This is a genomic window from Bizionia sp., from assembly GCF_048259285.1.
GTDB classification, from domain to species: Bacteria; Bacteroidota; Bacteroidia; order Flavobacteriales; family Flavobacteriaceae; genus Algorimicrobium; species Algorimicrobium hallyeonense.
On the sequence record NZ_JBLXHU010000010.1, the window covers coordinates 41,246 to 67,012 of the forward strand.

Below are 25,767 nucleotides of genomic sequence, written 5' to 3' on the forward strand. Positions count from 1 at the left end.
AAATTAAATAATAGCAAACTTATTTACGCAATTCTCGACATAGAAACCACTGGTGGAAAATACAATGAAGAAGGTATTACTGAAATAGCCATTTATAAATTTGATGGTCATAAGGTGGTGGACCAATTTATTAGTTTAGTAAACCCAGAACGTGAAATTCAACCTTTTGTCGTTAATCTAACCGGTATTAATAGTAATATGTTACGTACAGCTCCCAAGTTTTATGAGGTAGCTAAACGTATTGTTGAAATGACGGAAGATTGTATTATTGTTGCGCATAACTCCCAATTTGATTATCGGATTTTAAAAACGGAATTCACGCGATTAGGGTTTCCGTTTAAACGCAAAACGCTATGTACTGTGGAGTTATCTAAAAAACTAATTCCAGGACAAGACTCTTATAGTTTGGGAAAATTAGCTCGTTCCTTGGGAATTCCTGTAAGTGATAGACATCGAGCCAATGGCGATGCTATGGCAACGGTTAAATTATTTAAAATGCTACTTTCTAGAGATTTGGAAAAGCTCATTGTAAAAGATGCTATTCAGGTTGAAGCAAAAAAAGAGATGGCGGCAAACCTAAAAAATATCATTAAGGAGCTTCCACATATTACTGGTGTTTATTACATATATAATGCAGAAGGTACTATAATTTATATAGGAAAAAGCAATAATATTAAAAACAGAATCAGTCAGCATTTTACCAGCAGTAGTACGAAGTCAAAAAAACTTCAACGAGATGCCGCTGCGGTTACCTACGAACATACCGGTAGCGAATTGGTTGCTTTATTAAAAGAAAGCGAAGAAATAAAACGAAATAAACCCATTTTTAATAGAGCGCTACGCCGAAACATTTTTACACATGCTTTGTATTCTTTTAAAGATGCTAATGGCTATATTAATTTAATGATAGATAAGGCTGATGGCCGTAAAAAACCAATCACAACGTTTACAAATAGACAAAGTGCAAAAAGTTTCTTATTTAATGCAGTAGAAGAATTTCAATTGTGTCAGAAATTAACGGGACTTTATCCAACAAAAAACAGTTGCTTTAATTATGACATCAAACAATGTTTAGGTGCTTGTATTCAAGAAGAATCTCCGGAGAATTATAATAAACGTGTTTTGCAGTTAATTACTAAAAATAGCTATAATAATCATAATATGGTTATTATTGATCGTGCGCGTGAGGTAGATGAACGTAGTGCTATTCTTATAGAAAATGGCCTTTTTAAAGGTATCGGGTATTTCAATTTAAATTATCAAATAACCAATATGGATGTTTTACAATCTGTAATTACACCTATGGAAAACAATCGTGACGCCCAACATATTATTAAGAGTTACTTAAGGAAAAACAAAAAACTGAAAATTATAAAACTGAATAACTAAATGGTTGTTATAAACTTTTAGTATTTTTAAAATTATGGGTACAAAACCTTATAAGAGATGGCAAGGTAGACTTCATGAAATAATTTATGAGGCAGATACACCTGCTGGAAAATTATTTGATGTTGTTTTATTAATTGTAATTATTGCCAGTATCCTGTTGGTAATGCTTGAAAGTGTTAAGAGCATTGATGCGCAATACCACATGTTTTTAGATATTTCGGAGTGGATAATAACAATACTTTTTACTATTGAGTATATTTTACGAATAGTGACGGTAAAAAAGCCGCTAAAATATATTACTAGCTTTTATGGTATTATTGATTTACTGTCTACACTGCCAAAATATTTATCTCTAATTTTTGCTGGCACACATGCTTTAGTCGCCTTACGTGCCTTACGTTTATTACGCGTATTTAGAATTTTAAAATTAGCACGCTTTATGGGTGCTTCCAATCATTTGGCAACAGCCATAAAAGCTAGTCGTGCTAAAATATCCGTATTTCTATTTGCAGTGATTATTGTTGCTACCATTTTTGGTACAATCATGTATCTCGTAGAAGGAGAAGCTAGTGGTTTTAATAACATCCCAAGAAGTATATATTGGAGTATTGTAACCTTAACAACTGTAGGATATGGCGATATTGCTCCTGTAACACCACTAGGTCAATTTATAGCTTCAATTATTATGGTATTGGGTTATGGCATTATTGCAGTCCCAACGGGTATAGTTTCTGCCGAGTATACAAGAAAAATGAATAGCGATGACGTTAATAACAAGCCCGTAGTTAATGCCGTGCCACCGCATCCTAGTGACGTAGATTTAAACTCGCTATCCTGTTCCAATTGTTTAGCCCAAGACCATAAGGATAAGGCAAAATACTGCCATAAATGCGGGCACTCTTTAGAATTTGAACCTTCAAAATAGCAATGAAAATTTAAGTATGCCTAAAAAATACCTTATTTCCATTGTTGGACCAACAGCCATAGGTAAAACGGCGTTGAGCATTAAGCTTGCACAGCATTTTAATACAGAAATTATCTCGGCAGATTCCAGACAATTTTTCAAAGAAATGCAAATTGGAACGGCCGCTCCAACAGCTGCGGAACTTCAAGAGGCTAAGCATCATTTTATTCATCATAAATCCATTGAAGACCCATATAGTGTTGGTGCTTTTGAAAAAGATGCAATAAACACGTTAACCGACTTGTTTAAAAAACAGCAAGTAGTTATCATGGTTGGTGGATCTGGATTATATGTAGATGCGGTTATAAATGGTCTTGACGAATTTCCGAAAGTTGATAAAAATATCAGAACGGCATTAAACGCACAATTAGAAACCGATGGTTTGCAAGTGCTACAATCTCAATTAAAAGAATTGGATGCCAACACGTATGCAAAAATAGCTTTAAATAACCCGCAACGTGTTATTCGTGCATTAGAAATTTGTATTGGCACAGGAAAACCGTATTCATCCTTTTTACAAAAATCATCAATTAAGCGAAATTTTAAAACGATAACCATTGGCTTAACTGCAGAACGCGAAACGATTTACGCGCGTATTAATAAGCGTGTTGATATCATGATGGAACATGGATTACTAGAAGAAGCAAAAAGCCTTGAAGCAAAATCTCATTTAAATGCATTAAATACCGTTGGATACAAAGAGCTTTTTAATTATTTGGCTCATGAATGGTCATTAGATTTTGCCATTTCAGAAATCAAAAAAAATAGTCGCCGGTTTGCAAAAAGGCAACTTACATGGTTTAAACGGAATAGCAATACGCTTTGGTTTGATTACAAAACCGATATTAAAACAATCATTACCGATATAGAATCTGAAATGACCGCATAAAAAAACCAGCTAATTAGCTGGTTTTCTTTTTATGATAAGACCTATTAATCTTCTGATTCAGTATTAATTACCAATCTAAAACCTTCACCGTGAATATTAAGTATTTCTACTTTATCGTCTAGTTTTAAATACTTACGCAATTTAGCAATGTAAACATCCATACTACGTGAAGTGAAATAATTATCATCACGCCAGATTTTTGTTAAAGCTAACTCACGCGGCATTAAATCATTTTCATGTAAAGCTAATAAGCGTAAAAGCTCATTTTCTTTAGGTGATAATTTAATTTGTTCGCCACCATTATAGGTTAAAAAACGTAGTTTCGAATTTAATTCAAACCCACCAATAGTAAATTGAAACTGTTTACTATCTGCAACCGTTTCAGTAGCTTTACGCTGCATGATTGCTTTAATTTTCATCAGCAATACTTCACTATCAAATGGTTTATTTAGGTAATCGTCAGCACCTACTTTGTACCCTTTTAAAACATCTTCTTTCATAGCTTTAGCTGTTAAGAAAACAATAGGCACTTCCGTATTTTTCTCACGAATTTCTTTTGCTAACGTAAAACCATCTTTATATGGCATCATCACGTCTAGAATACACAAATCGAAATCATCTTTTTTGAACTTTTCGAAGCCTTCCATACCGTTTTTAGCATGTGTAACGTCATAATCATTCATCATTAAATAATCCTTTAAAATGGTTCCAAAATTTGGATCATCTTCTACTAATAAGATTTTTTTGTTTTGTTCTGTCATAGCTTTTACGATATTAATGGAAGTTTTATAATAAAGGTACTTCCTTTTTCTTTTTCACTTTCTACGGAAATGTGTCCTTGGTGATCTTCAACCATACGTTTTACGTATGCTAATCCCAGACCATGTCCTTTTACATTATGTATATTTCCCGTGTGTTCTCTATAAAATTTTTCAAACACATGCTTTAGTGCAGCTTTACTCATTCCACTGCCTTGATCTTTAATTTTTAACAAGATGTTTGTTCCTACGTTTTCGGTGTAAACATCAATTTTTGGTGGTTCTGGAGAATATTTAACGGCATTATCCAGAATATTTACGATAACATTTGTAAAGTGTGTTTCATTTGCTAAAACTGAAGATTGTTCTGCATTCAAATGTGTATGAATGTAGCCTTTTCTGTCTTCCACTATTAATTCAATATGCGTAATGGCATCTTCAATTAGTTCGTGGAGATCCACACGGTCTTTACTAATATTTAGTTCGTTTTTTTCAAGTTTAGATATTCTTAATACGTTTTCTACTTGCGCATGCATACGTTTATTCTCGTCACGTATCATTTGTAAATAGCGAGCCACACGCTCTTTATCATCAATAACCTTTGGGTTCTTAATGGCATCCAAGGCCAAATTAATTGTTGCAATTGGTGTTTTAAACTCATGCGTCATGTTATTTATAAAATCTGATTTTATTTCAGATATTTTACGCTGCCTGAATAACTGTAATAAGGCGCTTGAGTAGGCAATGATAATAATAGATGTGAAAATTATGGACAATAATGTCATTCTAATAATGGATGACTGTATAAACTTATTCCGTGTTGGAAAATTAACTAATAGCTTATAATTATTGTTATTATTCTCATTTGAAAAAATAGAAACACTAAACGTTCCTGGTTGTAATTCAAAATTATCTGTTTGTATTTTAGTTGCTAAATCATTACTGTAAATAGCAAACTCATAATCCAATTCAATATTGTCTTCTTTAAGCTTTTTTGATAGTAATCTGCGAATTTCATCATCGTAAACACGTTTATGAATAGGTATTCTACTGCTTAAATCTTTAAACGCTTCATCAAAACTAATCCGTTCTGCTGGCGTAATCCGTCCCGATTTCATTAAACTTAAAATAGGGTTCTCTGGCAAATCGTTATCCAGCGTTGGTTGATTACTAAAAATTTTAGTTTCTGACGTTCCTATAATACGCTTAATATTAAGGCTATCTAAACCGATGTCAAAGAGCGACGAAGATAACTTATGATTTTCTTCTAAAATGCCACTTCTATATATAAAAGTTTCATTTGTATCATTAATTTGTGAAACGATGAATAGTTTTGAAATAGCTACGGTATCCGCTTGTTTCTTTTCATCAATTAGTGTTTGATACTTGTTATAGTAACTAAGCACTTCCTTTTCCTCAATTTCACGGGAGGTATAACTTAATGCCTTTTTTACATTAAAATTAAACTGATCCTCCTCGTTTTTTATGGAATTATTAATATAGTAAGCTTGGACAAATATTATACCAACAAGCGATAAACTCATTAATAACACCAATATGATGAATAACTTTTTGCTCATCGTTCAAAATTAACATTTTAACATTTAGCTATCTTAGCATTTAACCTTACATTAACAAAAATGTTAAAATTCAAGGTGTTTGTATAGCTTTTACAAGGTTCTGGTGCACTTTAATCACCTGCTTTTTAGTCGCATTCAAGTCTGTGTTTTCAATAACAAAGGTGGCCTTTTTTATTTTCTCCTGTTCGGGAAGTTGGTTATTTATTATGGCCTGTACTTGTGCTTTGGTTCTTTGATCACGTGCTATGACGCGTTCAATTCTGATGCTTTCGGGTGCAGTGACCAATATGGTAAAATCACAATCTTTTTCACCTCCATGTTCAAATAAAATAGCGTTTTCTTTTAAAACATAATCCGTTTGTTGTTTTTCTGTCCACTTTTTAAAGTGGCTTGCTACTTTAGGGTGTACAATGGCATTCATAGCTTTTAGCAAATTTTTATCATTAAAGATTGCTTCTGCTAAAAATGGTCGGTTTAATTTTTGGTTTTTGTAGGCTTCGTCTCCAAATAATGCTATGAGTTTGCGTTTAATTACTTTTGAACGATTCATCAGTGCTTTGGCTTCGTCATCTGCAAAGTAAGTTGGAACACCTAATTGCCCAAACAATTTAGCTACAGTGGTTTTACCACTACCAATTCCGCCAGTTAAACCTACTATTTTCATTCCGTAATAATATATTCTATTTGATCATGATTTATTTTTACATGCCGTAAAACTTCTGGCTGCTTTGTTAACTTTGGTATTAAAAACGTTTGATTTTTAGACACTTCTGAAAAATCGCAAACAATTTCAAAGTCCGATGCTGTAATAGATTTATAGTTTGATAAACTTGTATAATAAGAAACGGTGATTTTTTTTGGATAATACTTCAAATTAATATCTTCAGGTACATTAATAATAGTAACTGGAATTTTTAATTTACCTTCTGTAAATTTTGTAACCGTCGCGGCTACATGAGTCTGTTTATTAGAAAATTCTAATTCATTTTGATTTTCGGGTAACTTTAATAAGACAGTGGTAATAATATTCTCTTTAACATCCTGAAGCTTGAGCGTATCTGTTTCAATAAAATCGATGGCCGAAACCAATACGTTAGGTCCAATAATTTTAATGGAATCAGGACTTAATTCAAATGATTCTAAAATGTCGTAGCCTATAGCATAATTAATTTTAGCATTTATTTTAATTGGCACCTTTTTAATGGCGTTTAAATCATATTTAAAATATAATGTATCTGGATTAATATTTACAACCTCAACGGCTTTATCAAATTGTGAAATTACATCTAGGAAGGCCGTATTTTTATTCCAAATATAAAGACTATCGGTTTTGGTAATGTTATGACTGAAATCGATATTAATTTTGGGTTTCTTAAAATAGTACTTCAACAAATTAAAACCTTGAGCTTTTAAGCCTACTCGCAAAGTCTTTTGATGATCATCAAAAACAACATGAGCTTCTGGCACATTCACTTTATTAATTTGAAATGTGATGGTGTTAACGTAGGTATTTGAAAGCTTCAGTAAAATAAGAACACCAAAAGACATGATTAAGAATAAAAAGAACACATTGATTCTTTTATTCTTTATAGCCTTTAGCAATTTAGATTTTCGAGTATTAATCATTTGTTTTTAAAGAATAATTCCGGAAAAATTTCCTCTGGCTTTTTACCACTTACCTTTAATATAGTAATTGATTTTATAAAACTAAAACCATAACCAATAAATTGTATGCTCGTAGCACATATTGCTTGAATTGCTATAACGAAGCTTCGCGTGCTAAATAAAGCAACTAAAAATACGATTAAAAAATATGTACCATAAAGTAATAAGAGTTGCATACAGTTTAAAGCGGCTAAAACTATAGCTAAAACAAAACCTAAAATAAAAATAGTAGGAAACCAATATGTGATTTTTTTTGATTCCGGATGCCATACATTTAGAATAGGTCGAACTAAGCCAAACTTTGAGACCTGTTTATAAAATTTGGACCACGAAATACGTCGTTTATGATATACGAAAGCTTCTGGAATTAACGCTGTTTCATATCCTAATTTCCAAAGCCTTAAAGATAAGTCAGGATCTTCACCTGGATGAATATTTCCAAAACCACCTGTTTTAAGGAAGGCTTTTTTAGACAATCCCATATTAAAACTTCGCGGTTGAAATTTATTTATTTGTGTTTTATTTCCTCTTATTCCACCTGTAGTAATAAACGCTGTCATAGAGAAATTAATAGCTTTCTGCAGGTTACTAAATGAACTATGGGCTGCATCTGGTCCGCCAAAACAATCTACATAATTATCCGTTAAAAATAATTTAACAATATTTAAATAATTAGGAGGTAAAATACAATCAGAATCCAAAATGATAAAATAATTACCCTTGGCATGTTGCATCCCATAATTTCGGGAATCACCTGGCCCGGAATTCTCTTTAACCAAATACGTAATATTTAGTTGATCTTGAAAATTGGCAATAACATTTTTTGATGGCAAGGTAGATCCATCCTCAATAATAACTATTTCAAAATTTTCATTACTGTTTAGATTGCTAAAGCTTTGCAATAGCTCATCAATCTCGTTTGGTCGATTAAAAACAGGTATAATAAAAGAAAATGCTAATTCCATTTAACAAATGTAATTAAACAATAAAAAAAACCACCCAGTTGGGTGGTTTTTAAAATTAATATTTAAAACTATTTTTTAATTTTTAATAATTCGTATTGTTTCAGATATGTTATTAATCATGACCTTCATAAAGTATGCTCCAGCTAGTAAGGATGTCATATCAACATCGGCAGAAACTGTATTAGGTGCTACACGTAATACTTCTTGACCTAACATATTATAAACTGCAACATCTTGAATATTTTGTTGTGCGTTTAATGTTAAGGCATTGCTTACTGGGTTTGGATAGTATGTAAACAATTCCTGTTGTTGGAAATCTTCAACACTTAAGGTAGAACTATAAGCAGATACCTGGAAGTTAATGGTTGCATTATTACCATATTCCCAAACTCTGAAATAAATAGTTTCTCCTGCTAATGAAGGATCTGAAATAGAAACCAACGGGTATAAACCATCATCACTACCATCATCATTACATTCAATTAATACTAATGAACCACAAGCACCAGAATATGCTGCTCCTCCAGCATCTCCACCGCCACCGGTAGGGTTAGCATTCATTTCCAAAACAATATTACCATCTGCAGGCACCACTACCGAGTACCACATATCTCCTCCGTTATAACTTGCACAGCCTGGCGCAAGTTCTCCAGAAGATGTTGTGGCGAATTCATTACTACCAATTACAGGATTATCTGTAAAAACAACGCCAGGTGTTAACATTATGGCGCCACTGCACACATCGTTTACAGGAGGACAACCATTTACAACAAAATTGCCTAAATCTATATTACAAGCGGCATCCGAATGAACTAAAGTCAAATCTACGGCTGTACCAAAAGGATACGGACCTGCCTGGGTTATACCTGTTCCTGTTATTGGATAAGTTGTTGTTCCATCGCTAATTTCAGTTCCATCATTAACAGCGTCTATATTTACATCTACATAATATTGGTTATTTGTACAATCAATATTTGTGGATGATTCTGCAACAGAAGCTCCGGTACAGTTTAATTGTGTAATATCCAATGTGTATGATGTTGATTGAGGTGCTGGCCATGAGGAAATTACCACGTAATAAGTAGTTCCTCCAGTAAGCGTAATAGCAGGTAAACTATAGGTAGTTCCCGCAGTTGCTGTATGATATGCAACAACGGACGTAAACGGACAGCCTTCAAACAACCAAAAACCAATCCAACCATCTTCGGTATTACTCAAATCAAAATTATAAGTTCCATCCGTAGCTGGAGTAAATTCATACACGACATCGTCTCCAGTAATATAAAACGCACTACCTGTTCCATTTGTATATTGAGCGCCTGCTAAAGGTGGTAGATCCGTATTTCCATAATCGTTACCATAAGCACTTGTATTATCCGTGGTGTTATAAGGTACTGATGTAACTACAATAGCATCTTCACAAACGGCACCTACAGGCGCAGATCCGGTTGTAAAGCTCCATACTGGACAACCTGTTGCTTCTGTTGTTTCATTAACTGGTTTAATTATCCAATATAACAATGTATCATAACCTGTTAGCGTTAACGCAGCATTGGTATCTGTATAGTTTCCTATTAAACCATAATCATCGCCTGCTGGTGTTTCTCCTGCATATAAATTGTATGAAGTTGGCGTAGGTCCTGTTGTTGGTGCTTCCCACGAAAAAGTAACATTTCCTGTAGCTACATCCACTGCGCCATCAGCTGGCGTTGGATTAATTGCACAATTTGGCTCAGGAGCTAAAGTTCTAAACGATAATACGGCAGACCAATTACTTAAGCCATTCGTATCACAATTTGCTTGCACATAAAAATCGTAATCTGTTGCTTGCGTTAATCCCGAAGCACTATCGGTTAAAACACCTGTTCCAGTGGTACCAGATGCAATTGCTGTTGCAACTTCTGGAGCCGCACCAGATGCCATTATTACCCATTCGTAACCTAGTGTAGCCTCTACCACGGTATCCCAACTAACATCTGCTGTTGTTTGTGTTGGCACAACCACTGTATTAGCGGGTGTTGGACAGGTTGGTGTTTCTTCAACTAATACATCATCCAAATTTAAAGATGCACCATCAACACCGTTGTAGTTGAAAATAATTTGAACATTACTTTGACCAGCATACGCTGCTAAATTTAATTCAACTTCATACCATACAAAACTATCAAACACGCCAAAATCAGCCTCTTGCCATAAAACAGTTTCTGTTGTACCATCTGTTGCACTTACAACAAAGTCGTAATTATCATTTGGATCAATAGCCCAATAGTAGCTCATGTTAAACCAAAATTTTAATCTTGGATTTACACTAGCGGATAAATCTAAAACCGGAGTAGTTAATGTTTCATCTTGTGGTACAAGAGCGGGGTCATAAACAACTTGTGCTGATGCTGCACCGGAATTAGGAACTATAGCTGTAGATAGCGTCCAAGTTTCACTCGTGTTTACCTGTGTTAAAGTCCATCCTGCTGGAGGGACAGCCGTTTCAAATCCTTCAGTTAAATATTGACCATAGCTTACTACAGTAAATAAACTGAAAACAAAAAACATAAATGTAATTTTTTTCATGATAAATTTAGTTTTAATTAATTAGCTATTAAAGTAGTAAAGAACTACCTCTTATCCAAACAATTAAATCAGAAATAGTTAACAAGGTTCCTTTTTATTTCTAAAAAAAAAGACTCATGGAGATTACCTATAAAAAAATTAATCTTTTAGTATTTGAAATGTTTCTGTTGTATCATTAAATTCTATTTGGGCAAAATAAGTTCCCGTATCTAAATTGGACATATTTATTTCCGCATATAGATTATTAAAAGAACTTCTATAAACCTCTTGCCCTAGAACAGTATATAATGAAATAGATTTAATAGTCTTTTCAGCTTTTAGCGTAATCGTATTTTGAACTGGATTAGGATAGTATGAAAACCCATTTTTAAACTCACTGTTTAAACCTAGGCTATAACTTCCTTCCGTAATTTCTAATAACTGATTGGCATTTACATTTTCTAAATAATCAACAGTACCACTTAACCACGTAACTTTCACATAATCAATAACGTCATGCGTGCCTACACCAAATATTTCAGTGTTTGAATTTTGAGCTAAATACCCTTCCCCACAAAGTGTGTAACGATATTGCTTGTTTCCATTAATTGATATTTCAATACGAGAACCAATGCCATCCCTATTACTTAACACACCTGTTAACTTAACTTTTAACCACTTATTAGCATTTATTGTTTTATTTTCCCATAAATACATGTTTTGATAATTAATATTGCTAACCGCTATATCTGGAAACCCGTCATTATTAAAATCGCCGACAGCATTTGAATAACTTTTGGCCGCATCTCCAACAAAACCAGAATCTAAAGAATTTTGGAAGGTATTATTTCCTCGGTTTTTATAAAAAGCAGACGATCTAAATGGTGGGTTTGAGCCATCATACTCGCAGCTTACATAAATATCTTCATCCATATCATTATCTGCATCTAAAAACACAGCACCCCACGCGTAGCTATGCAATCGCGTTCCTGAAAATATAGCGAGGTCGGTAAAGGTACCATCACCATTATTTCTAAATAACACATTTCCATCTGTTGGTGTATTGGTTATATAAATATCAAACCAACCATCATTATTAAAATCACCAATAGTTGTAGTCATAGCATCAATATAAATACCGGTGTTAGAAGATGTGCTGACATCTGTAAAGGTGCCATCCCCATTATTACGGTACAAAAAATTCTGATTAAAATACTTATCACTTGATAAGTATATATCTTGCCAACCATCATTATTATAATCGAAAAATGCTGAACAAAAGGTCATGTGGCTATCGTTATCAAATCCGGCTTGCGCGGTAACATCTGTGAATGTATTATCACCATTATTTTCATAAAAATAATTAGGTTGAGCATCCATTTCACTTCGGTTACTAATAAAAACATCTAAAAATCCATCATTATTATAATCGCCCCAAGAAGCTCCATAAGATTCGAAATTTCCCGTTGGCAAACCTGCCGTAATGGTAATATCTACGAAATTAGAATTACCATTATTGAGGTATAACCTATTACCTTCGGTGTTTGATGTTACAAATAAATCTTTATCACCATCATTATCAATATCCACCCAAACAACCTGTTTTTGTTGACTTGTATTCAGCGGAATATTTAAATTATCAGATTCAAAAATGCCATTTACATTCTTAAAAAAAATGATTTTATAATCTTCTTGGGTGGCCATTGTAATATCATCCCAACCATCATTATTATAATCACAAAATGAAATACCATTTCCCAAATAGGTTTGACCTGCCGTGACTACCAATCCTAAATTGGTGGCTTCATTTACAAAACTAACTTGTGCTTGTAAAAAGCAAGTAATAAGCAGAAAAGCAGTTAAAAAGCAGCCTTTATTCATAAGAATTTAAGTTAAATAATGACTTACTAATATAACAAATAAAACACACTAATCTATTCTCGTGATTTTTACAAAAAAAAGCGCCATTCTTTGTAATAAGAATGGCGCTTTATATAATGTTACTTTAAATATTATTCTCTAGTAAAGGTTTCCATAACAGCATCGCTAACACCCATATTACTAAATCCACCATCGTGAAATAAATTTTGAAGGGTTACTTTACGTGTTAAGTCACTAAACATTGTGATGGTATAGTTTGCACAATCCATAGCGGTTGCATTGCCTAGTGGTGACATTTTTTCTGCATATGAAATAAAACCATCAAACCCTTTTACACCACTTCCAGCTGTTGTTGGCGTTGGAGATTGCGAAATGGTATTAACGCGTACTTTTTTATCACGACCAAAGAAATAACCAAAGCTACGTGCAATACTTTCTAACAAGGCTTTATTATCTGCCATATCATTATAATCAGGAAAAACGCGTTGAGCTGCCATATATGTCAATGCAACAATACTTCCCCATTCATTCATAGCATCTTTTTGATACAGTGTTTGCATGACTTTATGAAAAGAATTTGCCGAAACATCCGTTCCTTTTTGTGTCCAATCGTAATTCTGATTCGTGTAATGGTTTCCTTTTCTAACGTTGATAGACATTCCAATAGAGTGTAAAACAAAATCTATTTTACCGCCTAAAATCTCCATAGATTTTTCAACTAGGTTTTCTAAATCTTCAACAGATGTAGCATCAGCAGGAATAATTTGAGAACCTGTTTTTTCAGCCAATTGGTTTATTTGTCCCATTCGCATAGCAACTGGCGCGTTGGTTAATACAAATGTACCACCTTCTTCATGCACGCGTTCTGCTGTTTTCCAAGCTATTGAATTTTCATCTAAAGCTCCAAATATGATTCCTTTTTTTCCTTTTAATAAATTATATGACATAGTTTCTCGTGTTGATTCGTGTTTAATGATTTTCAAAGATAGTATTAATTCAACAATTGTTTAGCATGTGCCATTGCCGAAGTGGAAATTTCTATACCTCCAAGCATTTGTGCTATTTCTACAATGCGTTCATCATGGTTTAGAAGCTTTAAATTAGTTTGGGTAACCTCACCAACATCTTCCTTATAAACTTTAAAGTGCGTATTACCTTTAGCTGCAATTTGTGGAATATGTGTTATGGTAAAAACTTGCATACTGCGACTCATGTTTCGCATAATTTCACCCATTTTATTAGAAATTTCTCCCGAAACGCCAGAATCAATTTCATCGAACATAATGGATGGTAATTGCACATAATTGGACAATATAGACTTAATAGCTAACATAATTCGTGACAACTCACCTCCTGACGCTGCTTTTTTAAGTTCGTTAAATGCACCGCCTTTATTGGCTGAAAATAGAAACGATAAATTATCTTTTCCATTTGACTGATAGGTTTCTGTAGCGTTCAACGTGATATTAAATTTGGCATTAGGCATTCCTAATTGCTGCAAAATAGCTTCTAATTCTTTAGTTAAACCTGGAATAGCAGCCAAGCGTTTTTTATGAATGGTATTTGCCAAGGCATCTATAGCTTTTTTAGCAACTGCAACATCATTTTGTTTTACTGCAATAGTATCATCCAGTTTTTCGGTAACACTTACCTTTTCTGCTAAATCATTTTTAATGACAATAAGATCTGAAACATTGCTTACAAAATGTTTTTTAAGAAGTGTGTTTAGTAATTCCAATTTATTGCTAACCAACAACAACTGTTCTGGATCTAAATCTAGATTGTCTTGTAGTCTTTCGATTTCCGTGAAAATATCATTAATTTCAATGGAACTACTATTGATTCTATTAAAAACATCTTCATATTTAGATGAAAATTTCGAAACTCTTTGCAGACTATTTTTTGCTGCAAGTAAGGCTGACATGACGCCTATTTGTTCTTCGCTTAGCAGTTGATTAACGTGTGCTAATTGCTCTTTTATATCCTCAACATTGTTGAGTGTTTCATAAGTTTCTTCTAACTCTTGAAGTTCGCCTTCTATTAAATTAGCCTCTACTAATTCTTTTAACAAATAGGAATTATAATCGTGTTCTTTAATAGCTTCTGCCTGGAACTTTAAAAGCTCATCATATTCTTTCTGAAGTATTTTAAACGTTTTTAAAGCAATTTTATAATCCTGTAATTCCTGACTATTTTTAGCCAACGCATCAATAACTTGAAACTGATACGCATCATCCATTAATTGCATGGTTTCATGTTGCGAGTGAATATCAATTAATTCCGCTCCCAAGCTTTGCAATCCGCTTAAGTTTACTGGAGAATCGTTTACAAAAGCGCGCGATTTACCAGATGGTAAAATCTCCCGTCTAATGATGGTTTGTGCATCATAATCGAAATCTAATTTTTTAAATAAGGCTTGAAGTTTATAATTGGAAACATCAAAAACAGCCTCAATAACACATTTTTTTTCGCTGTCTTTTAATGCACTTAAATCGGCTCGTTTACCTAAAATTAAAGATAATCCACCTAATAGAATAGATTTTCCAGCACCTGTTTCACCCGTAATGATTGTCAATCCTTGGTTGAAATTTACCTGAAGATTATCTATTAATGCGTAATTTTTTATGGATAAAGCTGTTAGCAAAGTGTTTTAGATTAAATGGTTACTAAAATAATAACAACTACTTTTTACAATACTCTTATTAAGAGAATTTCTTAAAATTTAATATTTCGCCATTTGCTTGAGTACATAGGCGCTACACGGTTTAATGTTGAAAGTAATTTGGTTATTTCAACATTAGGACCACTTGAGAATATCTGTTCAATTTCATCGCCTTTGGCATCAAAAAATGTTCGTAATAAAAAGGAATTAGGGCGACGTCTGTTCATGGCTTCAAACTCCTCAATAGCACTTGCTATAATAGTTTTAGCCTTTTTCTGGTCTTCACTCATGGTATCTAAGCCCAAGCGATGATAGTCGTAAATAACCTTTCTATATTCCTTGAATGTAGGCGATAATAAATTATCAATTAAAGCAAAACGTGTTTGTAAACCATCTTCAAGTTTCCAGCCTTTTGCATTTTCTTGTTGCGAATAATTTACAATAGTTTGTGCTTGTTTAAGATACGGATCTCCTCCTTCAAATTGAAACGAGTCGGCATCTAATCCTAAAATCATGTAAACGTGAAAGGCAATGACAGAAACTAAATTGGATTCAAACTGATTTTCGTTATAAAGTAAGTTTTCAAACTCTACATACTGAAATGTAAAATCTTTATCATTAATATTGTAAATGGGTGTTCCGTAAGTAGACCCGTAAACCGGACGAGATGATTGCACTTGAATGGTAGCCTTAAAAACATCGCCGGAGTATTCGGTAATATTAATAAACATACCGCACTCTACGCGTTCTTGAAAAGCATATTCCTTATTAGTCCATTTTGTATTATTTACAAACTCTTTTAGTTGTTTTTCAAGCGTTTTAAAGACCTGCAAGTTTTCATTACCTGTAAATTGGGCATTTACCACAATATTACAATTTAACTCTTGGCTATAGGTTGAAAAGGATAAAATGACTAAAAAAAATACAAAAAATCTATGCATGCAATTGGTTTATTATAGCATTTAAAATATCTACGGCTACGGCTTCTTTAGACTTTAAATCAAACGTTGTAATGGTTTCATTACGATTAATAAGTGTTACCTTGTTTGTGTCAGATTTAAAACCAGCACCTTTGTCCTTAAGCGAATTTAACACAATTAAATTTAAATTCTTGGCCTTTAGTTTACCTTTCGCGTTTTCAATTTCATTATTTGTTTCTAAAGCAAACCCGACTAAAAATTGTTTTTCCTTTATGTGTCCCAAAGACGCTAAAATATCTTTGGTTTTTTCTAACTCTAAAGATAACGTTTTTTCTTTCTTTTTTATTTTTTCAGTCGCAGCAATTTTTGGTTTATAATCGGCAACAGCTGCGGCTAAAATGGCAATATCAACAGTTTTAAAAAAGCTATGTGCTGCGTTATACATTTCTTCCGCAGATGTAACGGGAATAATGGTTACAAAACTATGTGATAATTTTTGATGTGTTGGACCAGAAATTAAAATAACTTCAGCTCCTAAATTAGCAGCAGCTTTTGCTATTTCGAAGCCCATTTTTCCACTGGAATGGTTCCCTATAAAGCGAACAGGGTCTATTGCTTCATAGGTAGGGCCAGCCGTAATTAATACTTTTTTACCGCGAAGTGGCGATTTACTTAAAATATCATTTTCTAAAAATGCAACAATATCATCAGGTTCTGCCATACGCCCTTCGCCTACTAAACCACTAGCTAATTCGCCACTGGTAGCAGGAATCATTATGTTTCCAAAGTTTTGTAAGGCTTTAAATGATTCTAAAGTAGAAGGATGTTTATACATATCCAAATCCATTGCAGGCGCAAAATAAACGGGACATTTAGCTGAAAGGTACGTTGCTAATAATAGGTTATCGCAAACACCATGAGCCATTTTAGACAAGGTATTGGCTGTGGCTGGTGCAATAATAAGTAAATCGGCCCAAAGACCTAATTCTACGTGATTGTTCCAAATTTCATTATCATCATCTGGATTTGTAAATGATGAATGTACCGGATTTTTGGAGAGTGTGGACAATGTTAAAGGTGTAACAAAGTCTTTAGAAGCAGGTGTCATAACGACTTTTACGTCTGCACCTGCTTTTATAAAAGCTCTAACCAATGTCGCTGTTTTATAAGCGGCTATACCAGCACTAATGCCTAGTAATATTTTCTTACCGCTTAATAGTGACATATAGTTATTATTCCTTAGAATCGTCCTCTGTGTTTCTGTAATAAATTTTACCATCTAACCATTCTTGAACTGCTAATGCATGTGGTTTTGGTAATTTTTCATAAAATTTAGAAACTTCAATTTGCTCTTTATTTTCAAAAATCTCTTCTAGACTATCGTTGTAAGTAGCAAACTCTTCTAATTTTTCAATTAGCTCTTTCTTAATTTCAGAATTTATTTGTTCTGCGCGTCTTGATATTATTGAAATTGCTTCATAAATATTTTCCGTAGGTGCATCAACTTTGTTTCTATCGTAAGTTGTTGTGTTTACTGGCGCATTAATCTTCTTTAAATCCATATGTAAGTTTATTAACTTTTCGTACTGTAATTTTCTAATTCTTTTTCAATTTCTTCAATCATTTTATCTGCTTTTTCTAAATATTCTGAATTAGCATATGATCTTTTCAAGGTATAGTAATATGATTTTGCATCTTCTAAACGCTGCTCTTTTTTACTATATACACTGTTAATAGCTAGTTGATAAGCGGAATCAAATTTTATAAAGTATGCTTCCTCACGATAAATAGTTCCAGGAAAATCAAAAATAAAATTATCAATCGCTTTTATTGGGGCATTAAAATCTCGTGTATAACCCGCAATAGTATTGAATTGTTTGGCTATACCAAACGCTTTTTTCTCTAATTTAAAATCCAATTCTCTAACTAACTTGTTAGCTTCAGGTATGAATTCCGACTCTGGATACAGGTTAATAAAGCTTTGAAATTTATCAATAGCTTCTTTGGTTTCGTGCTGTTCTTTAGAAAAAACCGGCGATAACATATAAGCACTTTTAGCACTTAAAAATGCAGCTTCTTCCACTTTTTCACTGTTTGGATAGGCATCCACAAAACGCTCAAAATGATAGCTTGCTAAATACCAATCTTCTTCCTCATAATAACATTTAGAATTCAGGTATGATAATTTTTCAGCTTGGGGTTTCCCTCTATAAACGGGTAGTATTTGTTCAAACAATTTATTTGCTTTGGCATACTTTCCAGCATTATATAGTTTTTCACCTACCGTATATTTGGTTCCCGAATCAACTGACTTTAAGGCCTTTTGATATTCGCTACAAGAACTTAAAAGTGTGCAAGTTAGAATTATGTAAAGAAATTTCTTCATAGTTTTAAAACAGTTGGCAAAATTAAGGTAATAAAATGGATTTTAAAAATATTTATTTTGCTAAAATACAAGCTAAAATAAGGTAATCATTAGGATTAAGTATTATTTAACGCTTATGCATAGGTATTAACGAAACCTGTTATAGTTTTCTTTAGTTCATCAGTTGCTTCAACCAATGGCAGTCTAACCGTAGATTGACATAATTTCATGGCGTTTAAAACGGCTTTTATCCCTGAAGGATTGTTCTCCGAAAAAATGAAATTCGTAATATCCATTAACTTATTGTGCAACTTGAATGCCTCCTTATTTTTACCTTCTAATCCTAAATGAATCATTTGTGCAAAATCTTTAGGGAATGCCTGGCCGATAACAGAAATAACACCAGAACCACCAGCAAGGGTTACAGGCAAAGCTAAATCATCATCTCCAGAAATAACCATAAATTCGGTTGGTTTATCATTTAATAAACGTAGGTATTGCCCCATATTTCCAGCAGCTTCTTTTACTGCCACAATATTCGTGCAGGAGTTTGCTAACGCAATAATAGTTTGCGGAAGCATATTAGATCCGGTTCTTCCTGGCACGTTATATAATATTATTGGTTTTGGGCTGACTTTTGAAATGGCTTCAAAATGCGCACTAATTCCTGCTTGCGTTGGTTTACTATAGTAAGGTGATACTGATAAAATAGCGTCTATATCAGAAAAATCAGTCTCTTGGATTTCTGCAATTACCGCAGCGGTGTTATTGCCTCCAATTCCAAGAACCAATGGCACCCGCTTGTTATTAGCTGTTACTATTGTATTAATAATTGCTTGTTTTTCTGCCGAAGTAATGGTGACACTCTCTCCGGTTGTACCAGCAATAACAATATAATCCATGCCGTTTTCAATATTGAAATTAACAATACGCGTTAAGGCTCCGTGATCTACAGATAAATCGGTTTTAAAAGGTGTAACAATAGCTATTCCTGCTCCAGTTAATTTATGCTTCATGTTTAAGTGTCTTAAAAACTTGTAAATATTTTAGTAATTCGATTTTAAAAGCATCAAAATCGTTTAGAGGAGTTTGAATAATTAAATCATTTAATCGTTCATCTTCCTGAAAAATGCTCGCTTTAAAATAGGCTTCAGATTTGGCTGTAAGCAATTTTAAATGCAATATGTCCGTTGTATAAAAACTAATGAGTAAATCATATTTAGTATTTAAAAACGTATCCAACTCCGTATTTAGTATAGTTCCTTTCCATCCTATATCTTTAGGGCTATAACAGGATTCCCAAGAAAGTAACTCTGTGTTTTTAGCTTCCGTATAGGCAATAACTTTTAATTTGTTTGGTAAAATATGCAAACTTGAAGTTAAAGTATCAAACATTGCTAAGTTTGTCACCTCATCGGCATTAACAATAATACCAACACTTTCAATTACTTGTGCTTTTGAAGTGCCTTCTGAATTGTTCAGAATAGACTGTAAGTGTTTTTTAATAGAATTTTCTTTAAAACCCTTTAAAATCATTATATCTTTATGCTTTACGCAAAGATACTAAAAGTACGTACATAAGCGTATTAATTTTTTTGTTTATACATATGAAATTACAGCATTTACTCCTAACAATTATAGGGCTTACATTATTTAATTGTAAGCATGATACTTGGCAATTAAAACAGATTAAAGGGGAACAAATTATCATTACCGACTCCCTAAAATCTGACCCTGACATTGAGGCCTTTATTAAACCCTATCGCGAACATGTAAACAATGATTTAGATAGTGTGTTAAGCTATGCCGTTGATACATATTCTAAGAGCGATGGTGAATTCAATACGGCTATTGGAAATTTGTTTGCTGATGTTATCTATGAGCAATCCAATCCTGTTTTCTTCCAAAGAACGGGCAAAAACATTGATATGGTTCTACTAAATCATGGTGGTATTCGTGCTATAATTTCCAAAGGCCCAGTTTCGGCAAGAACAGCTTTTGAAATTATGCCGTTTGAAAATAGTATTGTTGTGGTAGGTATAAAAGGTAGTCAAATTAACTTAATGACAGAATACTTATCAAAAGCTAAACGCGCGCACCCCATTGCAAAACTAAATTTAGTGTTACATGCAGATTATAGTGTAAAAGAGGCAACTATTTCCGGCAACCCTATTGATGTTAACAAAACATATTACGTGGCAACCAACGATTACCTATATAATGGTGGTGATCATATGACCTTTTTTAAACCTGAAGAATCTATAGAAATTTTAGATTATAAAATTAGAAATGCGTTTATAGATTACTTTAAAAAGACAGATACAATTAGCCCTGTTATTGACAACCGCTTTATTAAATTAAAAAATTAATCCTATGAAACGTCGCGAATTTATTCAACAAACATCCGCTTCTGCTGCTTTTGTAACTGTAGGCGGTTTGGGGTTATCGTCCTTTTCTTCACCTGAAAAAACAACTAAAATCACGATACTTCATACCAACGATGTACACAGTCATATTGATCCGTTTGGCCCTGAAGATGGCCGAAACCCTAATAAAGGTGGAGTTGCTAGACGTGCCACATTAATTGATGCCATCCGAACCGAAAATCCAAATACATTATTATTGGATGCAGGCGATATTTTTCAAGGGACACCCTATTTTAATTATTATGGTGGTGAGTTGGAGTTTAAACTCATGAGTAAGTTAAAATATGATGCAGCTACTATTGGAAACCATGATTTTGATAATGGATTAAACGGCTTACATGCACAATTACCGCACGCGGAGTTCGATTTTCTATCTGCCAATTACGATTTTTCAAACACCATAATGGATGGGTATGTAAAACCCTATAAAACGTTTACCAAAAATGGTATTAAAATAGGTGTATTTGGTTTAGGAATTGAACTTGCTGGCTTGGTAGACAAAAGTATGTATAAGGAAACTAAATATTTGGATCCTGTTGAAATAAGTCAAGATATGACGCGTATTTTAAAAGAAAATGAAAAATGTGATTTAGTAATCTGTTTATCTCATATGGGCTATTACTACAAAAACAATTCTGATAAAATTAGCGATTTAAGTTTAGCAGCAAAAACAAAAGATATAGATTTAATAATTGGTGGTCATACACATACATTTTTATCAAAACCAACGGTTGTTAAAAACAGTTTAGGCAAAAATATGCTTGTTAACCAAGTTGGTTGCTTCGGGATTAACCTCGGGAAAATAGAGTTTTATTTTGATAAAGATAAAAATATGACCAGTACTGGAACTTTCATCATTGTTTAAACGCCAATCGTTTCTGCCGTAGTTGAAACCTTGCTTAGTACTAAGCGTTTTTTTCGTTTTCTATTATATTCAATAATATAACCGAATAAAAAGAACAGCCCCAGTACATGTAAAAGTCTATCTAAAACGACAAACATATCGTGATACACATAGTAATTACTGATATAATAAAGTACATCCGAAAAAACAAAGCAAAGCGCTGTAGTCAAAAATAGAATAGATGCTTTCGTATCTTTATTTAAATACGTAGCAAACGTCATAAAAACTAAAGCCATGAGTGCAATGCTTTTTACAGCAAATAATGCAACTTCTGTCGTATCCGAAATTTGTATTTGTAAAACCGTAAATAGTTGATACATTAAATACGCGTTAATAGAAAACACGAGCAGTAAGCAAATACCGACAACCTTATCTATATTAAAAATTCGAATTCTTGAAACCGCTGCATAGCCTAAAGTAAAGTAACTAATACAATAAAATAAGCTTGAAAGACTTACCATAAAAGGGTCTGAAAAGAATACAGACGAAAAATCTCCCAAAAAGGAAAACACGAGAAAAGTAATCATAACCGCATTTATGTATTTATTTTTAATTAAATAATACATAAACAAAAAAGGAATAAACATTGGTTTCGTTACTTGAATCAGTAAATCATTTTCGCTCAAAATTGCGAAGACATTTATAAATACAAGAAAAAACAGAACGAATACAAGATTCCTATTGTAACTAATTTGTAGCCAATTTTTCACAGTAGATATTCATAAGTAGGTTGAAACAAATATAGCAAAAAAAAGTTAGTTTATCGTTTCAAACGTGCATTTCATCGAATAATATGTTAAAATTTGGCATATCCATCAATTTTAGACACGATATTAACACATGTAAAAGGAATTTTTTATTGAAAAAAGGAATTTTGTAAACTATGCAAAGAAATGCACTTTCTTGTTTTTCACTTTAGATTGAAAGTAAAAGAAGCAAAAGGCTAAAACAAATAATATGGTTTGGGCAATATTGAGCACATCCTGATCTGCTATGTAGAAATAAGCAATTTGGATCACTTCTGAAAAAACAATACAAACAGAACCAAAAAATAAGAGCAAGGTTTTTTTATTGTCGTTATAAAAATAACTAATTAAAGAAATAGTCAATAACAAGAGCATAACAATATTATAAACAAACTCAACACCTATTAAATAACCCGAGGAATCAATTTGAAATTCTGGATTAACAATCGTTATTAAAACATAAATTATATAAATATTCAGCACCAGCAAAACAACGACATGTATCAAATAGCTTTTCAAAACTTTCCTCAAATTTATAGTTTTGAAAACCTCTAGAATTAAAAAAACATAAGCCAAGATATATGTAGCGTTTCCTAGCAAGTAATACATGTCTAATCTATGTTGACTCCAATCAAAACTGAAATAATCTAGAATAGTCGAAAGTTCGGCAATAGAGAATAAAACAAGGAATAATGAAAAGTATTTAGACCTTTCAGATACGTTAATAAAGTATAACACCGTAAAAAATGGTACAATTAAAGACTTGCTTCCGCTTGAAAGATATTCTTGACCACTAAATTGAAAAACGGCAAACAACACGCACAAAGCAATTATAAAAAATATTATAATATTGGTAATCTTCATTAATAACTATTGTATTAAATGGCAAATATAAATATAAAATTTGCGATTAATCGTAAATTTTGGCATTTTATCGATGAAATCACATATTCATCATGAAATCATACTTAAAAAATCTTGTTCCGATATAATGGAAATACCTAAAGAATCTGCTTTTTCTTTTTTGCTGGGCCCCATATTATCACCAGCAACCACAAAATTTGTTTTAGATGAGATTGATGATGATACTTTACCTCCATTATCCTCAATCAGTTTCTTTAATTCGTTTCTAGAAACGACATGAAAAACACCTGATACTACGAACGCTTGACCTTCTAATTTATTGGTTTGATTGGCTAATTTTTCGGCTGAAATTTCCATTTGCACACCAAATCGTATTAACCGTTCAACAATTTCAATATTTGTTTGTGTTTGGAAAAAATCGGTTACACTTTCTGCTATTCGTACACCAATTTCATCAACAGTTACTAAATCAATAGTTGTTGCATTCGCTATAGCGCCAATTGTTTTATAATGCTTTACTAATTTTTTAGCTACAGTTTCACCTACATATCTAATGCCTAGAGCAAATAAAACACGTTCAAACGGAACGTCTTTACTGGCTTGAATACCATTTAATAAATTTTCGGCACTTTTTTGTGCCATCCGTTCTAATGGCAAAACATCTTCTATGGTTAATTCATATAAATCCGAATAATTTAAAATCAATCCAGCATTAACTAATAAGGCAACAGTTTCTCCTCCCAACCCATCAATATCCATTGCTTTCCTACTAATAAAATGTTGAATTCTACCAATAATTTGTGGTTTACAACCATTGTAATTTGGACAATAATGTTGTGCTTCCCCCTCTTGCCTAACTAACGCCGTGTTACATTCTGGACATTGGGTTATATATTGAGTGGGCTGCGAATCTGCTGGACGCTGACTTAAATCGACAGCAATTATTTTAGGAATAATTTCGCCGCCTTTTTCAACAAAAACCATATCACCTTCACGAATATCTAATTTTTCAATTTGATCTGCGTTATGCAGTGATGCTCGTTTTACGGTAGTTCCAGCCAATTCTACAGGTTCTAAATTAGCAACCGGTGTAATAGCTCCCGTTCTACCAACTTGATATGTAATTTCATTGAGTCGGGTAGAAACTTGTTCGGCTTTAAATTTATAAGCCATAGCCCATCGTGGTGCTTTAGCCGTATAGCCTAATTCTTCTTGTTGTTGCAAATCATTCACCTTAATAACAACACCATCGGTTTCATAAGGCAAATTGTGTCGATGAATATCCCAATGCGCAATAAATTCTAAAACCGCATCCATGGAATTCACTTCTTTTGCTATTTCAGGAACTTTAAATCCCCAAGAGCGTGCTTTTTCCAAGCTTTCAAATTGGGTTTTTATATTGAGATTATTTCCTGTAATATTATACAACAAACAGTCTAACGGTCGTTTAGCAACTTCACTACTATCTTGCAACTTTAAACTACCAGACGCTGTATTTCGTGGATTTCTATAAGGTTCCTCTCCTATTTCTATCCGCTCTTCATTCATTTTAATAAAGCCTTCAAAAGGCAAAACTATTTCGCCACGAATATCAAATTTCTCCGGATAATCACCCTTCAACTGCAAAGGAACAGACTTAATGGTTTTAATATTAGCCGTTACATTATCACCTTGAAAACCGTCACCTCTAGTAACTGCTTTCCGTAATTTTCCATTTTCATAAGTGAGACTGATAGATGCTCCATCATATTTTAATTCACAGGTATAGCTAATAGCACCATCCACCATTTTTTTAATTCGCGTTTCCCAATCTAGCAAGTCCTCTTTAGAATACGAATTCTCTAGGGAATACATACGATGCTCATGAGCAACCGTTTCAAAATTCTTGGTTATTTCACCACCAACTCGTAAGGTAGGTGAACTAGCATCATAAAATTCTGGATGTTTTGCTTCAAGTTCTTGAAGTTGCTTGAGTTTTACATCAAATTCGAAATCAGAAATAGTGGGATTGTCTTGTACATAATAATTGTAATTATGCTGACGCAATTCGTCTCGTAATGCTTCTATTTGTTCTTGTATACTCATAAACTTATTTCATTCCTTTTAGCATGCGCTGATTTCCGAACATATCGTTTTTTAATTCAATGTCTTTATATAGTGTCGTTTTCAGTAAGGTTTTCATTTCGGCGCCAAGATATTGATTAATTTCAAAAAACAGCAAACCATTCTCCTTCAAAGCTCT

23 protein-coding genes are annotated in these 25,767 nt (G+C 33.1%); 5 read left to right on the forward strand and 18 right to left on the reverse strand.

Annotated elements, in window-relative coordinates; translation table 11 throughout:
• Positions 1–21 precede the first annotated feature (21 nt).
• From ACN0QX_RS07000 to miaA, 3 genes are read left to right on the forward strand one after another with little or no spacing between them, the layout of a single operon-like run.
• A complete protein-coding gene (locus ACN0QX_RS07000) occupies positions 22–1,389 on the forward strand; it encodes an exonuclease domain-containing protein (protein ID WP_417196041.1) in 1,368 nt (455 codons plus the stop codon).
• A 34-nt stretch (positions 1,390–1,423) separates the two neighbouring features.
• Complete coding sequence (locus tag ACN0QX_RS07005; protein WP_376861134.1) at positions 1,424–2,314, forward strand: ion transporter; 891 nt, start codon at positions 1,424–1,426, stop codon at positions 2,312–2,314.
• 16 nt (positions 2,315–2,330) lie between these two features.
• Complete coding sequence (gene miaA / locus ACN0QX_RS07010; protein WP_417196010.1) at positions 2,331–3,242, forward strand: tRNA (adenosine(37)-N6)-dimethylallyltransferase MiaA; 912 nt, start codon at positions 2,331–2,333, stop codon at positions 3,240–3,242.
• Positions 3,243–3,286: 44 nt separating this feature from the next.
• Here miaA and ACN0QX_RS07015 read toward each other — a convergent pair whose 3' ends face one another.
• From ACN0QX_RS07015 to ACN0QX_RS07085, 15 genes are all read right to left on the reverse strand, one after another.
• Positions 3,287–4,003, reverse strand: a complete 717-nt coding sequence (locus tag ACN0QX_RS07015) for a response regulator transcription factor (protein WP_066251445.1) — start codon at positions 4,001–4,003, stop codon at positions 3,287–3,289.
• A 5-nt stretch (positions 4,004–4,008) separates the two neighbouring features.
• The gene (locus ACN0QX_RS07020) at positions 4,009–5,580 is read right to left on the reverse strand and encodes a sensor histidine kinase (protein WP_248398784.1); all 1,572 of its coding nucleotides are present in this window, start codon (positions 5,578–5,580) and stop codon (positions 4,009–4,011) included.
• A 70-nt stretch (positions 5,581–5,650) separates the two neighbouring features.
• The gene (coaE, locus tag ACN0QX_RS07025; protein WP_417196011.1) at positions 5,651–6,244 is read right to left on the reverse strand and encodes a dephospho-CoA kinase; all 594 of its coding nucleotides are present in this window, start codon (positions 6,242–6,244) and stop codon (positions 5,651–5,653) included.
• A complete protein-coding gene (locus ACN0QX_RS07030; RefSeq protein WP_417196012.1) occupies positions 6,241–7,149 on the reverse strand; it encodes a YbbR-like domain-containing protein in 909 nt (302 codons plus the stop codon). The genes coaE and ACN0QX_RS07030 overlap by 4 nt, the downstream gene beginning before the upstream one ends.
• A gap of 53 nt (positions 7,150–7,202) precedes the next feature.
• Positions 7,203–8,210, reverse strand: a complete 1,008-nt coding sequence (locus ACN0QX_RS07035; protein ID WP_417196013.1) for a glycosyltransferase — start codon at positions 8,208–8,210, stop codon at positions 7,203–7,205.
• Between the two features lie 75 nt (positions 8,211–8,285).
• Complete coding sequence (locus ACN0QX_RS07040) at positions 8,286–10,778, reverse strand: T9SS type A sorting domain-containing protein (protein WP_417196014.1); 2,493 nt, start codon at positions 10,776–10,778, stop codon at positions 8,286–8,288.
• 138 nt (positions 10,779–10,916) lie between these two features.
• A complete protein-coding gene (locus ACN0QX_RS07045) occupies positions 10,917–12,638 on the reverse strand; it encodes an FG-GAP-like repeat-containing protein (RefSeq protein ID WP_417196015.1) in 1,722 nt (573 codons plus the stop codon).
• A gap of 131 nt (positions 12,639–12,769) precedes the next feature.
• On the reverse strand, positions 12,770–13,585 hold the full coding sequence (locus tag ACN0QX_RS07050) for an enoyl-ACP reductase FabI (RefSeq protein ID WP_248398769.1): 816 nt from the start codon (positions 13,583–13,585) through the stop codon (positions 12,770–12,772).
• 44 nt (positions 13,586–13,629) lie between these two features.
• On the reverse strand, positions 13,630–15,282 hold the full coding sequence (recN, locus tag ACN0QX_RS07055; protein WP_417196016.1) for a DNA repair protein RecN: 1,653 nt from the start codon (positions 15,280–15,282) through the stop codon (positions 13,630–13,632).
• Positions 15,283–15,353: 71 nt separating this feature from the next.
• Positions 15,354–16,241 carry a DUF4835 family protein gene (locus ACN0QX_RS07060; protein WP_417196017.1) on the reverse strand — a complete coding sequence of 296 codons (888 nt, stop codon included), beginning with the start codon at positions 16,239–16,241 and terminating at the stop codon, positions 15,354–15,356.
• Positions 16,234–17,445 (reverse strand): bifunctional phosphopantothenoylcysteine decarboxylase/phosphopantothenate--cysteine ligase CoaBC, encoded by a 1,212-nt coding sequence (gene coaBC / locus ACN0QX_RS07065; RefSeq protein ID WP_248398761.1) that lies wholly within the window; start codon positions 17,443–17,445, stop codon positions 16,234–16,236. The genes ACN0QX_RS07060 and coaBC overlap by 8 nt, the downstream gene beginning before the upstream one ends.
• 7 nt (positions 17,446–17,452) lie before the next feature.
• Positions 17,453–17,782 carry a DNA-directed RNA polymerase subunit omega gene (locus ACN0QX_RS07070; protein WP_248398759.1) on the reverse strand — a complete coding sequence of 110 codons (330 nt, stop codon included), beginning with the start codon at positions 17,780–17,782 and terminating at the stop codon, positions 17,453–17,455.
• Between the two features lie 11 nt (positions 17,783–17,793).
• Positions 17,794–18,606, reverse strand: a complete 813-nt coding sequence (locus tag ACN0QX_RS07075) for an outer membrane protein assembly factor BamD (protein ID WP_248398756.1) — start codon at positions 18,604–18,606, stop codon at positions 17,794–17,796.
• A 113-nt stretch (positions 18,607–18,719) separates the two neighbouring features.
• The gene (gene dapA, locus ACN0QX_RS07080) at positions 18,720–19,601 is read right to left on the reverse strand and encodes a 4-hydroxy-tetrahydrodipicolinate synthase (RefSeq protein ID WP_248398754.1); all 882 of its coding nucleotides are present in this window, start codon (positions 19,599–19,601) and stop codon (positions 18,720–18,722) included.
• Positions 19,591–20,121, reverse strand: a complete 531-nt coding sequence (locus ACN0QX_RS07085) for a DUF6913 domain-containing protein (protein WP_248398751.1) — start codon at positions 20,119–20,121, stop codon at positions 19,591–19,593. The genes dapA and ACN0QX_RS07085 overlap by 11 nt, the downstream gene beginning before the upstream one ends.
• Positions 20,122–20,192: 71 nt before the next feature.
• Here ACN0QX_RS07085 and ACN0QX_RS07090 point away from each other — a divergent pair, with 71 nt between their 5' ends.
• Together ACN0QX_RS07090 and ACN0QX_RS07095 are read left to right on the forward strand one after the other, a co-directional pair.
• Positions 20,193–20,954: a 5'-nucleotidase C-terminal domain-containing protein gene (locus ACN0QX_RS07090; RefSeq protein WP_248398746.1), complete on the forward strand. Its 762-nt coding sequence runs from the start codon at positions 20,193–20,195 to the stop codon at positions 20,952–20,954.
• Positions 20,955–20,958: 4 nt separating this feature from the next.
• Positions 20,959–21,876 (forward strand): bifunctional metallophosphatase/5'-nucleotidase, encoded by a 918-nt coding sequence (locus ACN0QX_RS07095; RefSeq protein WP_417196018.1) that lies wholly within the window; start codon positions 20,959–20,961, stop codon positions 21,874–21,876.
• On the opposite strand, the gene ACN0QX_RS07100 is transcribed toward ACN0QX_RS07095, so the two are convergent.
• From ACN0QX_RS07100 to ligA, 3 genes are all read right to left on the reverse strand, one after another.
• Positions 21,873–22,442 (reverse strand): hypothetical protein, encoded by a 570-nt coding sequence (locus tag ACN0QX_RS07100; RefSeq protein WP_417196019.1) that lies wholly within the window; start codon positions 22,440–22,442, stop codon positions 21,873–21,875. The genes ACN0QX_RS07095 and ACN0QX_RS07100 overlap by 4 nt on opposite strands.
• A 354-nt stretch (positions 22,443–22,796) precedes the next feature.
• Positions 22,797–23,525: a hypothetical protein gene (locus ACN0QX_RS07105; protein WP_376861163.1), complete on the reverse strand. Its 729-nt coding sequence runs from the start codon at positions 23,523–23,525 to the stop codon at positions 22,797–22,799.
• Positions 23,526–23,615: 90 nt separating this feature from the next.
• Positions 23,616–25,610, reverse strand: coding sequence for an NAD-dependent DNA ligase LigA (gene ligA / locus ACN0QX_RS07110; protein ID WP_417196020.1), 1,995 nt, complete (start codon positions 25,608–25,610; stop codon positions 23,616–23,618).
• Positions 25,611–25,767 lie beyond the last annotated feature (157 nt).